General features: G+C 68.7%; 15 protein-coding genes. 13 read left to right on the top strand and 2 right to left on the bottom strand.

Annotated elements, in window-relative coordinates; all coding sequences use genetic code 11:
- The first annotated feature begins 2 nt into the window (after nucleotides 1-2).
- From DQP57_RS08780 to DQP57_RS08770, 3 genes are read left to right on the top strand one after another with little or no spacing between them, the layout of a single operon-like run.
- Nucleotides 3-758, top strand: coding sequence for a lysophospholipid acyltransferase family protein (locus DQP57_RS08780; RefSeq protein ID WP_112632599.1), 756 nt, complete (start codon nucleotides 3-5; stop codon nucleotides 756-758).
- Between the two features lie 14 nt (nucleotides 759-772).
- A complete protein-coding gene (locus tag DQP57_RS08775) occupies nucleotides 773-1,558 on the top strand; it encodes a lysophospholipid acyltransferase family protein (protein ID WP_112632598.1) in 786 nt (261 codons plus the stop codon).
- A gap of 34 nt (nucleotides 1,559-1,592) precedes the next feature.
- Complete coding sequence (locus DQP57_RS08770) at nucleotides 1,593-2,408, top strand: HAD family hydrolase (protein WP_112632626.1); 816 nt, start codon at nucleotides 1,593-1,595, stop codon at nucleotides 2,406-2,408.
- Between the two features lie 10 nt (nucleotides 2,409-2,418).
- Here DQP57_RS08770 and DQP57_RS08765 read toward each other — a convergent pair whose 3' ends face one another.
- Both DQP57_RS08765 and DQP57_RS27130 read right to left on the bottom strand, forming a co-directional pair.
- Nucleotides 2,419-4,056, bottom strand: a complete 1,638-nt coding sequence (locus DQP57_RS08765; RefSeq protein ID WP_430918540.1) for an N-acetylmuramoyl-L-alanine amidase — start codon at nucleotides 4,054-4,056, stop codon at nucleotides 2,419-2,421.
- Nucleotides 4,057-4,186: 130 nt separating this feature from the next.
- On the bottom strand, nucleotides 4,187-5,209 hold the full coding sequence (locus DQP57_RS27130; RefSeq protein ID WP_240631714.1) for a PirG: 1,023 nt from the start codon (nucleotides 5,207-5,209) through the stop codon (nucleotides 4,187-4,189).
- A 253-nt stretch (nucleotides 5,210-5,462) separates the two neighbouring features.
- Here DQP57_RS27130 and glf point away from each other — a divergent pair, with 253 nt between their 5' ends.
- From glf to pks13, 10 genes are all read left to right on the top strand, one after another.
- On the top strand, nucleotides 5,463-6,671 hold the full coding sequence (gene glf, locus DQP57_RS08750) for a UDP-galactopyranose mutase (protein ID WP_112632594.1): 1,209 nt from the start codon (nucleotides 5,463-5,465) through the stop codon (nucleotides 6,669-6,671).
- Nucleotides 6,672-8,558 (top strand): glycosyltransferase, encoded by a 1,887-nt coding sequence (locus DQP57_RS08745; RefSeq protein ID WP_112632593.1) that lies wholly within the window; start codon nucleotides 6,672-6,674, stop codon nucleotides 8,556-8,558.
- A complete protein-coding gene (locus DQP57_RS08740; protein ID WP_205869072.1) occupies nucleotides 8,551-9,087 on the top strand; it encodes a phosphatase PAP2 family protein in 537 nt (178 codons plus the stop codon). The genes DQP57_RS08745 and DQP57_RS08740 overlap by 8 nt, the downstream gene beginning before the upstream one ends.
- Nucleotides 9,080-9,988, top strand: coding sequence for a decaprenyl-phosphate phosphoribosyltransferase (locus DQP57_RS08735; protein ID WP_112632592.1), 909 nt, complete (start codon nucleotides 9,080-9,082; stop codon nucleotides 9,986-9,988). The genes DQP57_RS08740 and DQP57_RS08735 overlap by 8 nt, the downstream gene beginning before the upstream one ends.
- Nucleotides 9,975-11,948 (top strand): terminal beta-(1->2)-arabinofuranosyltransferase, encoded by a 1,974-nt coding sequence (gene aftB / locus DQP57_RS08730; protein ID WP_276310818.1) that lies wholly within the window; start codon nucleotides 9,975-9,977, stop codon nucleotides 11,946-11,948. Before DQP57_RS08735 ends, aftB begins: the two co-directional genes overlap by 14 nt.
- A 339-nt stretch (nucleotides 11,949-12,287) precedes the next feature.
- The gene (gene ag85A / locus DQP57_RS08725) at nucleotides 12,288-13,331 is read left to right on the top strand and encodes a diacylglycerol acyltransferase/mycolyltransferase Ag85A (RefSeq protein WP_112632590.1); all 1,044 of its coding nucleotides are present in this window, start codon (nucleotides 12,288-12,290) and stop codon (nucleotides 13,329-13,331) included.
- Between the two features lie 151 nt (nucleotides 13,332-13,482).
- Nucleotides 13,483-14,394 (top strand): esterase family protein, encoded by a 912-nt coding sequence (locus tag DQP57_RS08720; RefSeq protein ID WP_112632624.1) that lies wholly within the window; start codon nucleotides 13,483-13,485, stop codon nucleotides 14,392-14,394.
- 111 nt (nucleotides 14,395-14,505) lie between these two features.
- Nucleotides 14,506-15,516 carry a carboxylesterase Culp6 gene (culp6, locus tag DQP57_RS08715; RefSeq protein WP_112632589.1) on the top strand — a complete coding sequence of 337 codons (1,011 nt, stop codon included), beginning with the start codon at nucleotides 14,506-14,508 and terminating at the stop codon, nucleotides 15,514-15,516.
- A gap of 325 nt (nucleotides 15,517-15,841) precedes the next feature.
- Nucleotides 15,842-17,740, top strand: a complete 1,899-nt coding sequence (gene fadD32 / locus DQP57_RS08710) for a long-chain-fatty-acid--AMP ligase FadD32 (RefSeq protein WP_112632588.1) — start codon at nucleotides 15,842-15,844, stop codon at nucleotides 17,738-17,740.
- Nucleotides 17,741-17,825: 85 nt separating this feature from the next.
- On the top strand, nucleotides 17,826-23,150 hold the full coding sequence (gene pks13 / locus DQP57_RS08705) for a polyketide synthase Pks13 (RefSeq protein WP_165821780.1): 5,325 nt from the start codon (nucleotides 17,826-17,828) through the stop codon (nucleotides 23,148-23,150).
- The last annotated feature ends 3 nt before the right edge of the window (nucleotides 23,151-23,153 follow it).

The raw sequence follows: 23,153 nt of genomic DNA, 5'->3' as shown, positions 1-23,153 counted from the left end.
CGATGGTGGAGCCGACCTTCCGCGCGTTGGAGCTGCTGGCTCATCTGGTCGTCAAGGCCACCGGGACCAGGATCACCTACCGCGGTGAGGAGCAGATCCCCGAACGGGGCGGCGCCGTGGTGGCGATCAACCACACCAGCTACGTCGACTTCCTGCCGGCCGCGCTGGCCGTCCACCGCCGGGGGCGTCGGCTGAGGTTCATGATCAAAGCCGAGATGCAGCAGGTCAAGCCGGTCAATTTCCTGATCAAGCACACCCGCACCATCCCGGTGGATCGCGGCGCCGGGGCGGGCGCCTACGCGGTGGCGGTGCAGCGGCTGCGCGAGGGCGAGCTGGTGGGGGTGTATCCCGAGGCCACCATCAGCCGCAGCTTCGAGCTCAAGGAATTCAAGACCGGCGCCGCGCGGATGGCCATCGAGGCCGACGTCCCGATCGTGCCGCTGATCGTCTGGGGAGCGCAGCGCATCTGGACCAAGGATCACCCGCGAAATGTGGGCCGCGCCAAAATACCCATTACTGTGCAGGTAGGCGCGCCGTTAGCGGCGCGCGAAGACATCGCGCAGACCGACGCCGCCCTGCGCGACTCGATGACCACCTTGCTGCACCGGGCTCAAGAGGACTATCCGGGCGAGCCCGGAGCGTTTTGGATGCCGCGCCGCCTGGGCGGCGGAGCGCCGACTATGGCCGAGGCCGCTCGCATAGAGGCCACCGAGGCGGCGGCCCGCTCGGCTAAAAGGGCCGAGCGCCCGTCGCAGTAGGCGAAGGAGAAGACATGCCCGAGGGGTTCTACCGGCTGGCGGAATGGATCGTTCCGCCGATGGTCGCGATGCAGGGGACCAAGTTCACCTATCACGGCCTGGAGAACATTCCCGAGCGCGGCGGCGCCCTGCTCGCCCAGAACCACACCAGCTACCTGGACTGGCTCCCGACGCTGATGGCCGTCCGCGAGCGCAAGCGGCGGGCGTACTTCATGATCAAGGCCGAGATGGCCGACGTGAAGGCGGTCAACTACGTCATCAATCACGCCCGGCTCATCCCGGTGGACCGCCGGGCGGGGCACGACGCTTTCGAGGTGGCCGTGCAGCGCATGCGCGAGGGCGAGCTGATCGGGATGCATCCCGAGGCCACCATCTCCCGCAGCTTCGAACTGCGGGAGTTCAAGACCGGGGCGGCGCGCATGGCGCTGGACGCCCGCGTGCCGATCGTCCCGATCGTCGTCTGGGGCGCGCACCGCATCTGGCCCAAGGACCATCCCAAGAAGGTATTCCGCAACAAGGTGCCGATCACCGTGGCGGCCGGGCAGCCGTTGCCCCCGCGGGGCACGCCCGAGGAACTCAACCTGCTGCTGCGCTCGGCGATGAACGACCTGCTGTATTGGGTGCAGGAGGAATATCCGCACCCGAAGGACGAATACTGGGTGCCGCGGCGCCTGGGCGGCAGCGCGCCCACCCAGGAGGATTCCCGGGCCCTGCGGTTGTCGGAGCTCCAGGAACGGCTGCGAAAGTACGGCACCGACGGCGTGACCCGGCCCGGGCAGAACCAGAGCGGGCTGCATTGAGCGGTCCGGCCGGCCGCCGTAGCGGGTGGTTTTCATGACCCTGCCGGCGCTCATCGCGTGCGACGTCGACGGCACCCTGTTCGACGACGACGAGAAGATCTCCCCGCGCACCCGCGACGCCATCCGCGCCGCGGTGGGCGCCGGTGCGCAGTTCGTGGTGGCGACCGGCCGCCCGCCGCGCTGGATCCGTCCGGTCGTCGACGCGCTGGGTTTCGCGCCGATCTCGGTGTGCGCCAACGGCGCTGTCATCTACGACGCCGCAACCGACCGGGTGGTGTCCGCCCGCACGCTGGGCGTCGACACCCTGGCCGAGTTGGCGGAGCTGGCCACCCGCGTCATCCCGGGCGCGGGCCTGGCCGTCGAGCGGATCGGCGAAAGCGCGCATGACACGGCGACGCCGCAGTTCGTCAGCTCGCCGGGCTACGAGCATGCCTGGCTCAACCCGGACAACACCGAGGTGTCGATCCAGGATCTGCTCAGCGCCCCGGCGATCAAGCTGCTCATCCGCCGGTCCGGAGCCCGCAGCGCCGACATGGCGGCCGAGCTGGCCAAGCACGTCGGCATCGAGGGCGACATCACCTACTCCACCAACAACGGCCTGATCGAGATCGTCCCGTTGGGGACCAGCAAGGCCACCGGCATCGACGAGATCGCGCGGCCGCTGGAGATCGCTCCCGAGGAGGTGGTGGCGTTCGGCGATATGCCCAACGACCTGCCGATGCTGCGCTGGGCCGGGCATGGCGTGGCGATGGGCAACGCCCATCCCGACGTGCAGGCCGCCGCCGACGAGGTCACCGCCCCCAACAATGACGACGGGGTGGGCCGCGTGCTGGAACGCTGGTGGCTTTAGCGGTACTCGGTCACGTCGGCGTCGGGTGTGACGGCAGCGAGAAGTGCTCGGCCGGTACCGTTGGGCCGCTTGGGGATTCGGTGGTCAGCGGAATCGTGATCCCGTCGACGACCTCGCTGACGTTTCCGGTCAGCCGCTCATAGTTCAGGGTGCCGTGCTGGAAGTTTTGCGTAATCTGTAGCGGCTCTTGTATTTCCGCGCTGGTCGGCAGTCCGAGCGGACCGCGTTCATAGCTCTGTGAGCCCCAGGCGTCGTAGATGGCGCCGGTCACCGGCTGGGCGCCGGTCTCGGGTGACCAGTACATCGCGCCCCGGGCGAACGTGACGAAGCGGGCGTCGCCGTCGGCGCTGTCTTCCGGTGAGGTCGGGGCGCCCAGCACGCTGTTCATCCCGCCGATCGCCTGCCAGTGGTCATAGATTGCACCGCCCTGCAGCGCCTTGAGCAACTCTTCGGGCGGATCGTTGACATGCGATGCGATGTCCCGCATTTCGTCCATCAACGCGTACGCCGCGTTGCCCGGGCAATCGGTGTTGCCGACGTCGCGGTGGGTGAAGATCGTCGGCAACGTCGCGATGGCGCCCGCCGGGAAGGTCGTGTAGTGGCTGCCGGCCGATTCCAGTTGCACCGTGCCCTTCGGGTCGACGCCGTCCAGGCCCAGCCGCCAGCCCAGCAACCGGCCCATGGTCCGCAGCTGGATCGGGGTGGGCGGCACGTCGTCGAAGTTGCCGATCATCGCCACGCCCCACGTGTTGCGGTTGAACCCGCCGGTGTGAAAAGCCTCCACCGCCTTGGTCATTCCGCCGGCGCTGCCCTCGAACACCTGGCCGTACTTGTCCACCAGCGCGTTGTATGCGATGTCGCACCAGCCCAGCGTCTTGCTGTGGTAGGTGTAGATGGCCTTGACGATGCCGGCCGATTCAAGCGGCGAATAGTCGTTGCTGCCCGCGGTGTGGTGGACCACCGCGGCGCGAATCCCGTTGTCGTACTGCGGGGAACCGCATCGTAACGATTCGTCGGCGCCCCATTCCGCGCGGCTGATGATGGGCGGAGCCTGGCCGGGCATCAAGACTCCGGCCGGTGGTGTCCAATGCGTGTCGGCCGGCGCCTGCGGCGGGGAGATGAGGACGGCCGAGATGTTCTGGCCGAAGGGCTGTTCCCGGGAGGCCGGCTTGTAGCCCAGCTCGGCCTTGTCGCTCGGGGGTGCCGGCGGCGGTTGGGTCACCGCGGCGTCGAGCGGGCGGGTGACCGCGATCTGGACCGTCGTGGTGGCGCCGACGAACACCGGGTCGGTGCCGCGGGGTCCCTCGAGGGACCCGGCCGCGCTGGCCCCGTCGGGCGCCGCGGTTTCGTACTCGGTCTGATACCACGGGCCCCACGAGCCGTCGCGGTGCTTGGCCCGCACACGCGTCGAGGTGCCGGCCAGGTCGCCGGTGAGGGCGACCAGGGAGAAGGGCGCGTCCTGACTGATTTCGCGAACCGTGACGCCGGCCCCCAGCCCGACCAGCGGCTGTTCGACCAGCTGGGTGCCGCGGGACGGCCGCGCGCTGGCGGCGCCGCGATCGCGTGTCGTGTCCGCCACCCACGAGACGAGGACGACGGTCGCCGCCATTGCGGTGAGCAGCATCGTTGGCGCACGACTGCGGGACACCAGCTGATGTTACGTGTGTTCCTAATGTTATCTATGTGACGACACGAGCTGAGCGTCGGCGAATCTCGACCAAAATCGACGGCACCGCAGATATCTCTGCGGTGCCGTCTTGTGGAGGGTTTGTAAAGGACTAGACCGGGGGCAGCGCCGGCACCGCGCCGGCGGCCGCCGGCAACGCACCGGCCGCACCCGCGGCGGCGGGCAGAGCACCCGCCGCACCCGGCAGGGCACCCGCGGCGCCAGGCAGGGCACCCGCGGCACCCGGCAGGGCACCGGCGGCGCCACCCTGCATACCCTGCGTGATGGCCGGCATGACCAGGCCCTTGAGCAGGTCGATCGCCTGGCCGGCACCCAGCTGGTTGGCGGCTTGCATCACGTCGTTGACCAGACCGCCACTGGCACCACCGGTGCCCGAACCGCCGCCCAGGCCGGTCCCGCCGCCGACCGGCGACGCGTTACCGAAGGTCGACGGGTCGCCCAGGATCGGGTAGGTGCCACCGGCGCCCGGGTCCAACCCGGCCCCGGAATCGATCGGCACCTCGCTCGGCGACAACGCCGGCCCACCCAGACCCGGGGTCACACCGGCCGGGCTGGTCAGCCCGGGGTTGGACAGCGCCGGGTTGAGCCCGGCACCGGGGGTCGCGACACCGCCACCGGGGGTGGTCGGCAACGCGCCGGGGGCCGCAAGCCCGGGCGTCAAGGGCGCCGCACCGGGGCTGGTCAGGCCAGGACTCGTCACGCCGGGACTGGTCAGACCGGGGCTGGCCAGACCGGGGCTGGTCACGCCCGGATTGGTCAGGCCCGTCGTCCCCAGCCCGGGAGTCCCGAGGCCCGGAGTGCCCAGGCCCGGAGCGCCCAGGCCGGGAGTGCCCAGGCCGGGGCTGGCGAGACCCGGCGTGCCGGTCGCACCCCCGTTCAAGGCCGGAATCGGGGGCATGTTGATCCCGAACTGCGACAGCCCCTGCGACAGGGCGCCCATCAGCTCACCGGGCAGGTCGCTCATCACCGCTGCCTGCTTGAACTCGTGGTGCTCGGGCGCCTTGGTGCCGGCAGTCGATTCGTAGACAAGGAAGTATGCGCAAGGACTCGCCACTGCCAGGGCGGCAACCGCGCTCATGGCTGTTGAGAGCTTGCGTCGGCGTCGGTTCGGCACGGAAGTCTCCTCTATCTGACTATGTGTTGTGTCGGCGCGTCCCGCCGGTCCTAGCTGGTGGGAATCACACAAAGTCGATGGTACGAGTGGTGACCCTGTTACTAGAGTGGTGATATTGAATCGTGAGGCAATTGCGACCCCGACTGTGATCGCGGATTCGCGGCGCCGCAACGGCGGTCGTTACGGGGCCGAGCCCGCCGCATGGCCTCGCCAAATGGGTTAGGGCCACGCGGTCGGATACCCTAAGCAACCGATGACAGCTCGTTTCGATCTTTTCGTCGTCGGCTCTGGATTCTTCGGACTGACCATTGCCGAGCGCGTGGCTACCCAGCTTCAGAAGCGCGTCCTCGTCGTGGACCGCCGACCGCACATCGGTGGCAACGCCTACTCGGAGGCCGAGCCACACACCGGCATCGAGGTGCACAAGTACGGCGCCCACCTGTTCCACACCTCCAACAAGAGGGTGTGGGACTACGTGCGGCAGTTCACCGACTTCACCGACTACCGCCACCGGGTCTTCGCCATGCACAACGGGCAGGCCTATCAGTTCCCGATGGGGCTCGGCCTGGTCTCGCAGTTCTTCGGCAGGTACTTCACCCCCGACGAGGCGCGCAAGCTCATCGCCGAGCAGGCCGCCGAGATCGACACGGCTGACGCGCAGAACCTCGAGGAGAAGGCGATCTCGCTGATCGGCCGGCCGCTCTACGAGGCCTTCGTCAAGGGCTACACCGCCAAGCAGTGGCAGACCGATCCCAAGGAGCTGCCGGCCGCCAACATCACCCGGCTGCCGGTGCGCTACACGTTCGACAACCGCTACTTTTCCGACACCTACGAGGGGCTGCCCGTCGACGGTTACACCGCGTGGCTGCGCAACATGGCCGCCGACGACCGCATCGAGGTCAGGCTGGACACGGACTGGTTCGACGTGCGCGACCAACTGCGCGCGGACAGCCCCGACGCCCCCGTCGTCTACACCGGGCCGCTGGACCGCTACTTCGACTACGCCGAGGGCCGGCTGGGCTGGCGCACGCTGGACTTCGAGCTGGAAGTGCTGCCCATCGGCGATTTCCAGGGCACACCGGTGATGAATTACAACGACCCCGACGTGCCCTACACCCGCATCCACGAGTTCCGCCACTTCCACACCGAGCGCGACTATCCGGCCGACAAGACCGTGATCATGCGCGAGTACTCGCGCTTCGCCGAGGACGACGACGAGCCCTACTATCCGATCAACACCGAATCCGACCGCGCCCTGCTGGCCGCCTATCGGGCCAGGGCGAAAGCCGAGACCGCGTCGTCGAAGGTACTGTTCGGCGGCCGGCTGGGCACCTACCAATACCTGGATATGCACATGGCCATCGCCAGCGCCCTGAACATGTACGACAACGTTCTCGCGCCGCACCTGCGTGACGGCGCATCCCTGACGGAAGCCCAGAACAAAGAGGAAGGCGCGCGCTAAATGTCCGCCGTGAGCCTGCTGTCCCGGATCATCCTCCCGCGTCCCGGTGAACCGCTCGACGTGCGCAAGCTCTACCTGGAGGAGTCGACGACCAACGCCCGGCGCGCCCACGCGACCAGCCGTACGTCGCTGGAGATCGGCAAAGAGTCCGAAGTGTCGTTCGCCACCTACTTCAACGCGTTCCCGGCCAGCTACTGGCGGCGCTGGTCGATCTGTCAGTCGGTGGTGCTGCGGGTCGAGCTGACCGGCACCGGCCGCGTCGACGTCTATCGGACCAAAGCCACCGGGGTGCGAATCTCGGTGCAGGGCCGCCAATTCGTCGGCACCGACGAGCAGCCCGCCGTCGTCGAGATCGAGGTGCCGCTCAAGCCGTTCGAGGACGGCGGCTGGATCTGGTTCGACATCACCACCGACACCGCGGTCAACCTCATCAGCGGCGGCTGGTACGCCACCGAGCCCGCGCCGGGCACGGCCAACATCGCCGTCGGCATCCCCACGTTCAACCGCCCCGCCGACTGCGTCAACGCGCTGGCCGACCTGACCGCGGATGCGTTGGTGGACAAGGTGATCGGTGCGGTCATCGTCCCGGACCAAGGCACCCGGAAGGTGCGTGACCATCCGGACTTCGCGGCGGCGGCTGCGGGACTGGGCAGCCGGCTGTCCATCCACAACCAGCCCAACCTCGGCGGCTCCGGCGGCTACAGCCGGGTGATGTACGAGGCGCTGAAAAACACCGACTGCCAACAGATCCTGTTCATGGACGACGACATCCGCATCGAGCCGGACACGATCCTGCGGGTACTGGCGCTCAGCCGGTTCGCCAAGACGCCGACGTTGATCGGCGGGCAGATGCTCAACCTGCAGGAGCCGTCGCATCTGCACATCATGGGTGAGGTCGTCAACCAGGCGAATTTCATGTGGACCGCCGCGCCGCACGCCGAGTACGACCACGACTTCGCCACGTTTCCGTTGAACGACAAGAACGATCGCAGCGCGCTGCTGCACCGGCGCATCGACGTCGACTTCAACGGCTGGTGGACATGCATGATCCCGCGGCAGGTCGCGGAGGAGCTGGGCCAACCGCTGCCGCTGTTCATCAAGTGGGACGACGCCGAATACGGTCTGCGCGCCGGCGAACACGGCTATCCGACGGTCACGTTGCCCGGCGCCGCGATCTGGCACATGGCCTGGAGCGACAAGGACGACGCCATCGACTGGCAGGCCTACTTCCACCTGCGCAACCGGCTGGTGGTGGCGGCGCTGCACTGGGAGGGCGACATCACCGGCCTGGTCCGCAGCCACCTCAAGGCTACCCTGAAACACCTTGCCTGCCTTGAGTATTCGACCGTCGCGATTCAGAACCGGGCCATCGACGACTTCCTCGCCGGCCCGGAGCACATCTTCTCGATCCTGGAATCGGGTCTGCCCGAAGTGCACCGGCTGCGCAAGGAATACCCGGACGCCGTCGTGTTGCCGGCGGCCAGCGAACTGCCGGCGCCCTCGCACAAGACCAAGGCGATGAAGCCGCCGGTGAACCCTGTCTCGATCAGCTACCGGCTGGCCCGCGGCATCCTGCACAACATGACCAAGGCCGACACCGAATCCCACATTCGGCCCGAGTTCAACGTGCCCACCCAGGATGCGCGTTGGTTCCGGCTGTGCACGGTCGACGGCGTGACGGTCACCACGGCGGACGGCTGTGGCGTGGTCTATCGGCAGCGGGACCGCCGAAAGATGTTCTCGCTCTTGTTCGCATCGCTGCGCCGTCAGCGTCAGCTGCTCAGCCGCTTCGACGAGATGCGCCGGGTGTATCGCGACGCGCTGCCGGTGTTGTCCAGCAAGCAGAAGTGGGAGACGGCGTTGCTGCCCGCTGCAGAACATGCATGAGGCCGCCGCTGCGCAGGCGGCGCGCGGCGAGGTGGCCGCGCTGGTCGCCATCCAGGCGGCGCTGAGCGATCGGCCCGCGGCGCTCCCCACGGCGCGAGCGCTGTCCCACTTCGGCGAGCACAGTCTGGGCTGGGTGGCCGTCGCCGTGCTCGGCGCGCTGCTGTCACCGAAGCGGCGCCGGGACTGGCTGGTCGCCGGGGCCGGTGCGTTCGCCGCACACGCCGCCGCCGTCATCGTCAAGCGGATCGTGCGCCGCAAGCGGCCGCATGACCCCGCCGTCGCGGTGAACGTCGGCACGCCCAGCCAGCTGAGTTTCCCGTCCGCACATGCCACTTCGACCACCGCCGCGGCCATCCTGATGGGCCGGACCACCGGCCTGCCGCTGCCCGCGGTCCTGGTGCCGCCGATGGCGTTGTCGCGGATGCTGTTGGGTGTGCACTACCCCAGCGACGTGGCCTTCGGCATCGCTCTGGGTGCCGTCGTTGCGGCGGTCGCGCGCCGCGCACGAGAGGTGTGGCTGGATGAGTGAGGACGTCGTGACCCGGCCGCCGGGCAACCTGATCACCGGGGTAATCAAGGCGATCCGGCCCCGGCAGTGGGTGAAGAACGTCTTGGTGCTGGCCGCGCCGGTGGCCGGCCTGGGCAGCGGCATTCGGTATGACTACGGACAGATGCTCACCCAGGTGGGGCTGGCGTTCGTGGTGTTCAGCCTGGGGGCGTCGGCGGTCTATCTGGTCAACGACGTCCGCGACGTCGAGGCCGATCGCGAGCACCCCACCAAGCGGTTCCGCCCGATCGCCGCGGGCGTGGTGCCCGAATGGCTGGCCTACTTCCTGGCGGTGCTGCTGGGTGCGGCCTCGCTCGGCATCGCGTGGCTGGTGACGCCGAACCTGGCGCTGGTGATGGCGATCTACCTCGCCATGCAACTGGCGTACTGCTTCGGCCTCAAACACCAAGCGGTGCTTGACATCTGCATCGTGTCGTCGGCATACCTGCTGCGCGCCATCGCCGGCGGTGTGGCCACCGAAATCCCGCTCTCCCAATGGTTCCTGTTGTCGGCCGCCTTCGCGTCGCTGTTCATGGTGGCCGGTAAGCGCTACGCCGAGCTGCAGGTCGCCGAGCGCACCGGCGCGAAGATCCGCAAATCGCTGGAGAGCTACACCAGCACCTATCTGCGATTCGTCTGGACGATGTCGGCGACCGCGGTGGTGATCTGCTACGGACTGTGGGCGTTCGAGCGCGACCACCACTCCGGGTCGTGGTACGCGGTGTCGCTGGTGCCGTTCACCATCGCGATCCTGCGCTACGCGGTCGACGTCGACGGCGGGCTGGCCGGCGAACCCGAAGACATCGCGCTGCGGGACCGGGTGCTGCAGCTGCTGTTCCTGGCGTGGATCGCGACGGTCGGAGCCGCCGTTGCCTTCGGTTAGCCCCGAACTGCAGGCTCTCAAAGCGCGCATGATGCGCAGCCGGCCGGTGATCAGGCGGCCCGGCTGGCCCATGTTTCCCTACACCACCCTGTCGCGGGTCAGCCTGTGGATCAGCGTGGCGGTGGTCGCCGTGCTGTTCGGCTGGGGGAGTTGGCAGCGGCGGTGGATCGCCGACGACGGCCTGATCGTGTTGCGCACCGTGCGCAATCTGCTCGCCGGCAACGGGCCGGTGTTCAACCAGGGTGAGCGGGTGGAGGCCAACACCTCCACCGCCTGGACATACCTGATGTATCTGGGTAGCTGGGTCGGCGGGCCGTTGCGCATGGAGTACGTGGCGCTCGCCCTCGCGCTGGTGCTGTCGGTGGCGGGCGTGGCGCTGCTGATGCTGGGCGCCGCGCGGTTGTACGCGCCGAGCTTGCGCGGCCGCAGGGCGATCATGTTGCCCGCCGGCGCGCTCGTGTACATCGCGCTGCCGCCCGCGCGGGACTTCGCCACGTCCGGGCTGGAGAGCGGGTTGGCGCTGGCCTATCTCGGGTTGCTGTGGTGGATGATGGTCTGCTGGGCGCAGCCGGTGCGCAACCGCCCGGACAACAAGGTGTTCGCCGGAGCGCTGGCCTTCGTTGCCGGGTTCAGCGTGCTGGTGCGGCCGGAGCTGGCCCTCATGGGCGGCCTGGCGTTGATCATGATGTTGATCGCGGCCCGGACCTGGCGCCACCGGGTATTGATCGTGGTGGCCGGTGGCTTCCTCCCGGTTGCCTACGAGATCTTCCGGATGGGGTACTACGGCCTGCTGGTGCCCGGCACCGCGCTGGCCAAGGACGCGGCCGGGGATAAGTGGTCGCAGGGCATGATCTACCTGTTCAACTTCGACGCGCCCTACGCGGTGTGGATCCCCCTGGTCCTGCTGATACCGCTGGGGGTGCTGCTGTTCGCCGCGCGGCGCCGCCCGTCGTTTCTGCGCCCCGCGCTGGCCCCCGACTACGGGCGCTGGGCCCGCGCCGTGCACAGCCCGCCGGCGGTCGTGGCCTGGGTGCTGGTCAGCGGTCTGCTGCAGGCCCTCTACTGGATCCGGCAAGGCGGCGACTTCATGCACGCCCGGGTGCTGCTGGCGCCGCTGTTCTGCCTGCTGGCACCCGTCGCCGTCGTCCCGATCGCCATCCCTGACGGCCAGGACTACTCGCGGGAGACCGGTAACTGGGTCGCCGGCGCCGCCGGTGCGCTGTGGCTGGGGCTGGCCGGATGGGCGCTGTGGGCGGCGAATTCGCCGGGGATGGGCGACGACGCCACCCACGTCACCTATTCCGGGATCGTCGACGAGCGCCGGTTCTATGCCCAGGCCACCGGTCACGCGCACCCGCTGACCGCCGCGGATTACCTGGGCTATCCGCGGATGGCGGCCATCCTGACCGCCCTGAACAACACTCCCGACGGCGCGTTGCTGCTGCCGTCGGGCAACTACATTCAATGGGACCTGGTGCCGCAAGCTCAGCCGGCGCCGGGCGACAAGTCCCCGCAAAAACCCCAGCATGCAGTGTTTTTCACCAACCTCGGCATGGTGGGCATGAACGTCGGGCTCGACGTCCGGGTGATCGACCAGATCGGTTTGGCGAATCCGCTTGCGCAGCACACGGAACGGCTCAAGCACGGTCGGATCGGGCACGACAAGAACCTCTTTCCCGACTGGGTGATCGCCGACGGGCCCTGGGTGAAGGTGTATCCCGGGGTGCCCGGCTACCTGGACGTGCAATGGGTCGCGGAGGCCGTCTCGGCGCTGCAGTGTCCGGACACCAAGGCGGTGCTCAGCTCCGTGCGCGCGCCGATGACCCCGCACCGTTTCCTGTCCAACCTGGTGAACTCCTTCAAGTTCACCGGGTACCGCATCGACCGGGTACCGCGATATGAATTGGCCCGGTGCGGGTTACCGGTTCCCGACGAGGCACCCCCGCCACCGCGCGAGTAAGCGTCGCGCAGAAGAAATTTCGGTAGCTACCGAACAAATCACATCCCGCCCGCCGCGAAAAAATGCCAGCAACATCACATTTGGCCCCTCACCAGCTGGCAATCACGATCAAGCACATGCCAAGACCTCGCCTTTTGGACACGTGTTTGAATTGAAAACCGCTGGGTAGGAGGGCCGCTCGGCGGTGGGCGGCGCCGCCTCGATGCGGCCGAACGTCATAAGGTGTGGTTGACTACACGAGCACTGCCGCGCCTGCGCGCTGGCAGGTTCGACCCAATCAAGAAGCGCCCGATCGGTGAAATGCGCCGAAAGGCCGCAAGAAGGATAGAGGAAGCAAGGATGACGCTTGTCGACAGATTGCGCGGCGCCGTGGCGGGTATGCCGCGCCGGCTCGTCGTGGCGGCCGCCGGTGCGGCGCTGCTCTCGGGCCTGATTGGCGCCGTCGGAGGCTCGGCGACCGCCGGGGCCTTCTCGCGCCCGGGTCTGCCGGTGGAGTACCTGCAGGTTCCGTCCGCTGGAATGGGCCGCGACATCAAGATCCAGTTCCAAAGCGGTGGCGCCAACTCGCCGGCGTTGTACCTGCTCGACGGCATGCGTGCGCAAGACGACTTCAACGGCTGGGACATCAATACCCCGGCGTTCGAGTGGTACAACCAGTCGGGCATCTCGACGGTCATGCCCGTCGGTGGCCAGTCCAGCTTCTACTCCGACTGGTACAAGCCCGCCTGCGGCAAGGCCGGCTGCGTCACCTACAAGTGGGAGACCTTCCTGACCAGCGAGCTGCCCGCGTACCTGGAGAGCCAGAAGCAGGTCAAGTCGACCGGCAGCGCCGTGGTCGGCCTGTCGATGGCCGGTTCGTCCGCGCTGATCCTGGCCGCCTACCACCCGCAGCAGTTCGTTTACGCCGGCTCGCTGTCGGCGCTGCTGGACCCGTCGCAGGGCATGGGCCCGTCGCTGATCGGCCTGGCCATGGGCGACGCCGGTGGCTACAAGGCCGCCGACATGTGGGGTCCCAAGGAGGACCCGGCCTGGGCCCGCAACGACCCGTCGCTGCAGGTCGGCAAGCTGGTCGCCAACAACACCCGCATCTGGGTGTACTGCGGTAACGGCAAGCCATCCGACCTCGGTGGCGACAACCTGCCCGCCAAGTTCCTCGAGGGCTTCGTGCGGACGTCCAACCTGAAGTTCCAGGACGCGTACAAAGCCGCCGGCGGCAACAACGCGGTGTGGAACTTCGACGCCAACGGCACCCACGACTGGCCCTACTGGGGCGCGCAGCTGCAGGCGATGAAGCCTGACCTGCAGTCGGTGCTGGGCGCCACCCCGGGTGCGGGTCCGGCCACGGCCGCGGCCACCAACGCCGGCAACGGCCAGGGCACCTAAACACTCCAGGCAGCACGACGAGCGGCGGGAACCCTTCGGGGTTCCCGCCGTTAGTCGTTTGCTCCGCTGTGACGTGTTTCACTACCCCGCGAGTCGGGGAACTAAGGCGCTGGCTACTGTGCTTGCAGCGACTAGACGATGGAGGGTGGACATGACGGTCGGGCGGGGTATGTCAGCGCTTCTGCGGTTGTTCTGCGTAGCCGTACTAGCGGTCGGGTTGGCGTTCGCGCTGCAGCCCGCCACAACCGTCGGCACCGCCCGCGCGGCGGGCTACGAAAGCCTGATGGTCCCGTCGGCGGCGATGGGCCGCGACATCCCGGTGGCCTTCCTCGCCGGCGGCCCGCACGCGGTCTACCTGCTGGACGCCTTCAACGCGGCCCCGGACGTGAGCAACTGGGTCACCGCCGGTAACGCGATGAACACCCTCGGCGGCAAGGGCATCTCGGTGGTGGCTCCGGCCGGCGGCGCCTGGAGCATGTACACCAACTGGGAGCAGGACGGCAGCAAGCAGTGGGACACCTTCCTGTCCAGCGAGCTGCCCGATTGGCTGGCCGCCAACAAGGGCCTGGCCCCCGGCGGCCACGCCGCCGTCGGCGCCTCGCAGGGCGGGTACGGCGCGATGGCGCTGGCCGCCTTCCACCCCGACCGCTTCGGCTTCGCCGGGTCGCTGTCCGGGTTCCTCTACCCGTCGAGCACCAACTACAACGGCGCCATCCTGGCCGGCCTGCAGCAGTTCGGCGGCGTCGACGGCAACGGCATGTGGGGCGCCCCGCAGCTGGGCCGGTGGAAGTGGCACGACCCCTACGTGCACGCCTCGCTGCTGGCGCAGAACAACACCCGGGTGTGGGTGTGGAGCCCGACCAACATGGGCGGCGACGACGCCGCCATGATCGGCCAGGCGGGCGCCGCGATGGGCAGTTCCCGCGAGTTCTATCAGCAGTACCGCAGCAACGGCGGACACAACGGCCACTTCGACTTCCCCGGCGGCGGCGACAACGGCTGGGGCTCGTGGTCGGGGCAGCTCGGGGCCATGTCGGGCGACATCGTCGGCGCCATCCGGTAGCCGGTCGCTGCCCGATCGGCCCACTCGGCCGAGCCGGTACCGTGTAGGGGGTGCAGCGGGGGTCGGGAGGACCGCGTAGCTGCGATCCACCGACTCTGCTGGCAGGAGACCATGGCTAACAGCGCGCGGCGTAAGCGCCAACGCACCCTCGCTTGGATTGCCGCCCTGTCGGTCGCCGCCGTCGTCCTGTTGGGCATCCTTGCCGCGGTCACCCTGCTGCGCGGCCACAACTCCGAGCCCAGCGCGGTGCCGCCCGGCGTTCTGCCCGCGCCGTCCACCACGACGCACCCGCACAAGCCGCGGCCCGCCTCGCAGGACGCGTCGTGCCCCGATGTGTTGCTGGTCGATGTCCCGGGCACGTGGGAGTCCGCCGTTGCGGACGACCCCGCCAATCCGACGCAATTCCCCAACGCCTTGCTGCACAAGGCGACCGTGAGCCTGACCCAGCAGTTCCCGTCGTCGCGGTTGCAGGCCTACACCACCCCGTACACCGCGCAGTTCCACAACCCGCTGAGTGGCGACACCCAGATGTCCTACAACGCCAGCCGCGCCGAGGGCACCCGCGCCACGGTGCAGGCAATGACCGACATGAACACCAAGTGCCCGCTGACCAGTTACGTGCTGATGGGCTTTTCGCAGGGCGCGGTGATCGCGGGCGACATCGCCAGCGATATCGGCAACGGCCGCGGACCCGTCGACGACGACCTGGTGCTGGGTGTGACTTTGATCGCCGACGGTCGCCGGCAGATCGGGGTCGGCAACGACATCGGACCCAACCCGCCGGGGCAGGGCGCCGAGGTCACGCTGCACGAGGTGCCCATCCTGTCCGGGATGGGCCTGACGATGACCGGCCCGCGCCCCGGTGGTTTCGGCGACCTCAACGACAAGACCAACGAGATCTGCGCGCCCGGCGACCTGATTTGTGCAGCTCCGGAGGAAGCTTTCAGCATCGCCAACCTGCCGGCCACGCTGAACACGTTGGCCGGCGGGGCCGGCCAACCGGTCCACGCCCTGTACGCCACGACGCAGTGCTGGAGCATCGACGGGGCACCGGCGACCGACTGGACGCTGAACTGGGCTCACGGTCTGATCGCAAATGCGCCACAACCAAAACACGGATGACCGGGGCGGTGGGACACAAGCCTCAGGTAGCGGTTGACGGTAGCGATCAGCGGTACCTTGTGATTTGGTCTGCCGTAGGCAGCCCCGTAACATTAAGAGGAATTTAAGAGCTATCGGACTTCGTCGCGCACCCAGTCGGGGTCGATGCTGGCTGGGCTGGCACATGAGCCGGCGTTCCCCAGTGGGTGCCGTGCGAGGTCCGGCGCGCGTGCGTAGACATGTAACCGTCGGCCCAGCCGGCTGAAGAACGAACCCGTCGGCGGAGCCGGCCAAGGAACAAAGCGTCGGCCGAGCCGACCGAAAACAGGTGCGACAGGAGAGCGCAATGCCCTACCACAACCCGTTCATCGTGAATGGAAAGATCAAGTTCCCGGACAACACCAACTTGGTCAAGCACGTTGAGAAATGGGCGAGGGTGCGGGGTGACAAGCTCGCCTACCGGTTCGTCGACTTCTCCACCGAACGCGACGGTGAATACCGCGACATCGTGTGGCGCGACTTCAGCGCCCGCAACCGGGCCGTGGGCGCCCGCCTGCAGCAGGTCACCCAGCCGGGCGACCGCATCGCCGTGCTGTGCCCGCAGAACCTGAACTACCTCATCGCGTTCTTCGGCGCCCTGTATGCCGGCCGGATCGCGGTCCCGCTGTTCGACCCCGCCGAGCCGGGTCACGTCGGCCGCCTGCACGCCGTCCTCGACGACTGCGCCCCGTCGACGATCCTGACCACCACCGACGCCGCCGAAGGCGTCCGCAAGTTCATCCGCGCCCGGTCGGCCAAGGAGCGCCCCCGCGTCATCGCCGTCGACGCGGTCCCCGACGAGGTCGCCTCGACCTGGGAGCCGCCGGAGGCCGACGAGGACACCATCGCCTACCTGCAGTACACGTCCGGCTCGACCCGGACCCCGACCGGCGTGCAGATCACCCACCTCAACCTGCCCACCAATGTGTTGCAGGTGCTCAACGGGCTGGAAGGCAAGGAGGGCGACCGCGGCCTGTCGTGGTTGCCGTTCTTCCACGACATGGGGCTGATCACCGCGCTGCTCTCCCCGGTGCTGGGCCACAACTTCACCTTCATGACGCCGGCCGCCTTCGTGCGCCGGCCGGGCCGCTGGATCCGGGAGATGGCGCGCAAGCCCGAGGACGACCCCGACAGCGAGGTCTTCACCGTCGCGCCGAACTTCGCGTTCGAGCATGCGGCGGTGCGCGGGGTGCCCAAGGAGGGCGAGCCGCCGCTGGACCTGAGCAACGTCAAGGCCATCCTCAACGGCAGCGAGCCGGTATCCCCGGCGTCGATGCGCAAGTTCTACGAGGCGTTCGCGCCGTACGGCCTGCGGGAGACCGCGATCAAGCCGTCCTACGGCCTGGCCGAGGCGACGCTGTTCGTCTCCACCACGCCGATGGACGAGGCGCCGACGGTCATCCACGTCGACCGTGACGAGCTGAACAAGCAGCGCTTCGTCGAGGTGTCCGCCGATTCCCCGAAGGCCGTTCCGCAGGTGTCCGCCGGCATCATCGGCGTCGACGAATGGGCCGTCATCGTCGACCCGGAGACCGCCAGCGAGCTGCCGGACGGTCAGATCGGCGAGATCTGGCTGCACGGGAAGAACCTGGGCACTGGCTACTGGGGCAAGGAAGACGAAACCAACGACGTCTTCCGCAACATCCTCAAGTCGCGGATCAGCCAGTCGCACGCCGAGGGCGCCCCCGACGACGGCACGTGGGTCAAGACCGGCGACTACGGCACCTACCACAAAGGCCACCTCTACATCGCCGGCCGCATCAAGGACCTGGTCATCATCGACGGCCGCAACCACTACCCGCAGGACCTCGAGTACTCGGCGCAGGAAGCCAGCAAGGCGCTGCGCACCGGCTACGTGGCCGCATTCTCGGTGCCGGCCAACCAACTGCCGAAGGAAGTCTTCGACAACCCGCACGCCGGCATCAAGTACGACCCCGACGACGTCTCCGAGCAGCTGGTGATCGTCGCCGAGCGCGCGGCCGGCTCGCACAAGCTGGACTACCAGCCCATCGCCGACGACATCCGGGCGGCCATTGCCGTGCGCCACGGCGTGACGATCCGCGACCTGTTGCTGGTGCAGTCGGGCACGATCCCGCGCACCTCCAGCGGCAAGATCGGGCACCGCGCCTGCCGCGCGGCCTACCTCGACGGCAGTTTGCGAAGCGGCGTCGGTTCCCCGACGGCCTTCGCCAGCTCCACTGACTGAATCCCTGAGGAACATGGCTGACACTGAGCACCCCGAAAACCACACCCCGGGCCCTGACGGGGAGGTGCCCGCGAAGAAGGCCGACATGCGCGCCGGCGACGATGCAGAGCGAAGCGATGCTGAGAAGCGGCGCATAACCACGGTCCCCGAGATGCGCGAATGGCTGCGCAACTGGGTGGGCCGGGCCGTCGGGAAGTCCCCCGACGAGATCGACGAGTCGGTGCCGATGGTCGAGCTGGGCCTGGCGTCGCGCGACGCCGTGGCAATGGCCGCCGACATCGAAGACCTGACCGGTGTGACCCTGTCGGTCGCGGTGGCGTTCCAGCACCCGACCATCGAATCGCTGGCCACCCGCATCATCGAGGGTGAGCCCGAGGTGGCCGACGACGAGCTGGACGGTGCCGACTGGACCCGCACCGGCCCGGCCGAGCGCGTCGACATCGCGATCGTGGGCCTGGCGACCCGGTTGCCCGGCGACATGAACTCCCCGGACGAGACGTGGGCGGCGCTGATGGAAGGCCGCGACGCCATCACCGACCTGCCCGAGGGCCGCTGGTCGGAATTCCTCGAGGAACCCCGCATCGCCGAGCGCGTGGGCACCGCGCGCACCCGCGGCGGCTACCTGAAGGACATCAAGGGCTTCGACTCGGAGTTCTTTGCGGTCGCCAAGACCGAGGCCGACAACATCGACCCCCAGCAGCGGATGGCGCTCGAACTCACCTGGGAGGCGCTCGAGCACGCCCGCATCCCGGCGTCGAGCCTGCGCGGCGAGGCCGTCGGCGTCTACGTCGGCTTCTCCAACAACGACTACCAATTCCTGGCGGTGTCCGACCCGACGGTCGCCCACCCTTACGCGATCACCGGAACGGCCAGCTCGATCATCGCCAACCGGGTGTCCTACTTCTACGACTTCCGCGGTCCCTCGGTGGCGCTGGACACCGCCTGCTCGAGCTCGCTGGTGGCGACGCACCAGGCGGTGCAGGCGCTGCGCAACGGCGAGTGCGACGTGGCCGTCGCCGGCGGTGTCAACGCGTTGCTCACCCCGCTGGTGACGCTCGGTTTCGACGAGATCGGCGCGGTGCTGGCGCCCGACGGCCGGATCAAGTCGTTCTCGTCGGACGCCGACGGCTACACCCGCTCCGAGGGCGGCGGCATGTTCGTGCTCAAGCGGGTCGACGACGCCCGCCGCGACGGCGACCAGATCCTGGCGGTCATCGCCGGCAGCGCGGTCAACCACGACGGCCGGTCCAACGGCCTGATCGCCCCCAACCAGGACGCCCAGGCCGAGGTGCTGCGCCGGGCCTACAAGGACGCCGGGATCGACCCGCGGACCGTCGACTACATCGAGGCGCACGGCACCGGCACCGTGCTGGGTGACCCCATCGAGGCCGAGGCGCTGGGCCGCGTCGTCGGGCGCGGCCGCCCCGCCGACCGTCCGGCGTTGCTGGGCGCGGTGAAAACCAATGTGGGACACCTGGAGTCGGCCGCCGGTGCGGCGAGCCTGGCCAAGGTGGTGCTGGCGCTGCAGCACGACAAGCTGCCGCCGTCGATCAACTTCGCCGGCCCGAGCCCCTACATCGACTTCGAGGGCATGCGCTTGAAAGTCGTTGACACCGCCAGCGATTGGCCGCGCTACGGCGGTTACGCGCTGGCCGGGGTGTCCAGCTTCGGCTTCGGCGGGGCCAACGCGCACCTGGTGGTGCGCGAGGTGTTGCCCCGCGACGTGATCGAGAAGGAGCCGGAACCGCAGGCCGAGATCATCGCGCCCGCGGCGGCCGGCGAGGACCCGGCCGAGGCGCCCACGCTCGAAAGCCACTCGCTGCGATTCGACGACTTCGGCAACATCATCCCCGACGCCTCCGAGGCGGTGGAGGAAGCCTACGAGCTGCCCGGCGTCACCGACGAGGCGCTGCGTCTCAAAGAGATCGCCCTGGAAGAGCTTGCCGCGCAAGAGGAATCGGAGCCGACCAAGCCGCTGATCCCGCTCGCGGTGTCGGGGTTCCTGACGTCACGCAAGAAGGCCGCCGCCGCCGAGCTCGCGGACTGGATGGAAAGCCCGGAAGGCCAGGCGTCGTCCCTGGAATCGATCGGCCGGTCGCTGTCGCGGCGCAACCACGGCCGCTCGCGCGCGGTGGTGCTGGCGCACGACCACGAAGAGGCCATCAAGGGCCTGCGCGCGGTCGCCGAGGGCAAGCAGCGGCCGAACGTGTTCAGCACCGACGGTCCGGTGACCAGCGGCCCGGTGTGGGCGATGGCCGGTTTCGGCGCGCAGCACCGCAAGATGGGCAAGAACCTGTATTTGCGCAACGCGGTCTTCGCCGAGTGGATCGAGAAGGTCGACGCGCTGATCCAGGACGAGCGCGGCTACTCGGTGCTCGAGCTCATCCTCGACGACTCGCACGAGTACGGCATCGAGACGTCCAACGTCGTCATCTTCGCGATCCAGATCGCGCTCGGCGAGCTGCTCAAGCACCACGGCGCCAAGCCCGCCGCGGTGATTGGGCAGTCGCTCGGCGAGCCCGCGTCGGCGTACTTCGCCGGCGGGCTGTCGCTGGCCGACGCGGCCCGCGTGATCGCGTCGCGCTCGCACCTGATGGGCGAGGGCGAGGCGATGCTGTTCGGCGAGTACATCCGCTTCATGGCGCTCGTCGAGTACTCCGCCGACGAGCTCAAGACGGTGTTCGCCGACTTCCCCGGCCTGGAGGTGTGCGTCTACGCCGCGCCCAGTCAGACCGTGATCGGCGGTCCGCCCGAGCAGATCGACGCGATCGTCGCGCGCGCCGAGGCGGAGGGCCGCTTCGCCCGCAAGCTGCAGACCAAGGGCGCCGGCCACACCTCCCAGATGGATCCGCTGCTCGGTGAGTTCTCCGCGGAGCTGCAGGGCATCGAGCCGATGAGCCCGACCGTGGGAATCTTCTCGACGGTGCACGAGGGCACCTACATCAAGCCCGGCGGCGAGCCGATCCACGACGTCGCGTACTGGGTCAAGGGCATGCGGCATTCGGTCTACTTCACCCACGGCGTGCGCAACGCCGTCGACAGCGGCCACACCACGTTCCTGGAGCTCGCGCCAAACCCGGTGGCGCTCATGCAGATCGGCCTGACCACCGCCGCCGCGGGTCTGCATGACGCGCAACTGATTCCGACGCTAGCCAAAAAGCAGGACGACGTCGAGTCGATGATCTCGGCCATGGCCCAGCTCTACGTCCACGGTCACGACCTGGACATCCGCACGCTGTTCACCCGTGCGCAGGGCCCTGAAGACTTTGCGAACATTCCGCTGACGAAGTTCAAGCGCAAAGAGCACTGGCTGGACGTGCACTTCTCCGGCGACGGCTCGGTGATCATGCCGGGCACCCACGTCGCGCTGCCGGACGGGCGCCACGTCTGGGAGTACGCCCCGCGCAACGGTGAGACCGATCTGGCCGCGCTGGTGAAATCCGCTGCCAAGCAAGTCCTTTCGGACGCGCAGCTCGTGGCGTCCGAGCAGCGCGCGGTGCCCGGCGCGGGCGCCCGGCTGGTGACGACCATGACCCGGCACCCGGGTGGCGCCTCGGTTCAGGTGCACGCCCGCATCGACGAGTCGTTCACGCTGGTCTACGACGCGCTGGTGTCACGCGGGGGCACCGCGTCGGTGCTGCCGACCGCGGTAGGCGCCGGCACCGCGATCGCGGCGCCGATCGAGGCGCCGCAAGCGCCCGCAGCCGCCGAGGAGGCCGACGCCGAAACGCTGTCGGACAGCCTGACCAACCGCTACCTGCCGTCCAGCGTGGGCCGGTGGTCGCCGGATTCCGGTGAGACCGTCGGCGAGCGGCTGGGCCTGATCGTGTCGGCGGCCATGGGCTACGAGCCCGAGGACCTGCCGTGGGAGGTGCCGCTGATCGAGCTCGGCCTCGACTCGCTGATGGCCGTGCGGATCAAGAACCGGGTCGAATACGACTTCGACCTGCCGCCAATCCAATTGACGGCCGTGCGGGACGCCAACCTGTACGCGATCGAGAAGCTGATCGAGTACGCGGTCGAGCACCGCGACGAGGTCGACCAGCTGCACGAGCACCAGAAGACGCAGACGCCCGAGGAGATCGCCAGAGAGCAGGCGCAGCTGCTCAGCGGGGCGACGACGACGACGGCCGCCGCACCGGCTCCGGACCCGCAGGCCGAGCCCGAGACTCAGCCCGCACCACCGCCGTCGGACGCGACGATCCCGCCGCCGCCGACGGACCCGTCGGGCCCGAAGGGCGCCGCGACCAACGGCGCCACGCCGGATCTGGCCGGGGCGCTCAGCCAGGAGGCGGTGTCCAAGGCGCTGAATTCCGATGTGCCGCCGCGCGACGCCGCCGAGCGGGTCACCTTCGCCACCTGGGCCATCGTCACGGGCAAGTCGCCGGGCGGCATCTTCAACCCGCTGCCCAAGCTCGACCAGGACACCGCGGCCAAGATGGCGCAGCGGCTCTCCGAACGCGCCGAGGGCGACATCACCGCCGAGGACGTCCTGACGTCGGACACCATCGAGGCGCTGGCCGAAAAGGTGCGTCAGTACCTGGAGGCCGGTCAGATCGACGGCTTCGTCCGCACGCTGCGGGCGCGCCCCGAGGGCAGCTCCAAGCCCCCGGTGTTCGTGTTCCACCCGGCCGGCGGGTCGACCGTGGTCTACGAGCCGCTGCTGAACCGGCTGCCGGCGGACACGCCGATGTACGGCTTCGAGCGCGTGGAGGGCACCGTGCAGGAGCGGGCCGCCCAGTACGTGCCGAAGCTGCTGGAGATGAACGCGGGCAAGCCGTTCATCCTGGCCGGGTGGTCGCTCGGCGGCGCGCTGGCCTACGCGTGCGCGATCGGCCTGAAGCGGGCCGGTGAAGACGTCCGCTTCGTCGGGATGATCGACACGGTGCGCGCCGGCGAGGAGATCCCGCAGACGCAGGAGGAGACCCGCAAGCGCTGGGACCGGTACGCGAAGTTCGCCGAGCGCACCTTCAACGTCGAGATTCCCGCGATCCCCTACGAGCAGCTCGAAGAGCTCGACGACGAGGGCCAGGTCAAGTTCGTGCTGGACATCGTCCAGCAGAGCGGTGTGCAGATCCCGGGTGGCATCGTCGAGCACCAGCGGACGTCGTACCTGGACAACCGGGCGCTCGAAACCGTCCAGATCGAGCCGTACGACGGACACGTCACCCTGTACATGGCCGACCGCTACCACGACGACGTCATCGAGTTCGAGCCGCGCTACGCGATCCGCAAGCCCGACGGCGGCTGGGGCGAGTACGTGGCCGACCTCGAGGTGGTGCCGATCGGCGGCGAGCACATCCAGGCCATCGACGAACCGATCATCGGCAAGGTCGGTGCTCACCTCGCCGACGTGCTGAATAAGGTGGAGGCCGACATCACCCAGACAAGTGAGGTAGGCAAGTCGTGACGG

Source organism: Mycobacterium colombiense, from assembly GCF_003284935.1.
GTDB lineage: Bacteria > Actinomycetota > Actinomycetes > Mycobacteriales > Mycobacteriaceae > Mycobacterium > Mycobacterium arosiense_A.
Note: the sequence above shows the minus strand (reverse complement) of the source record. Positions and strands in the feature narration are given on the sequence as shown.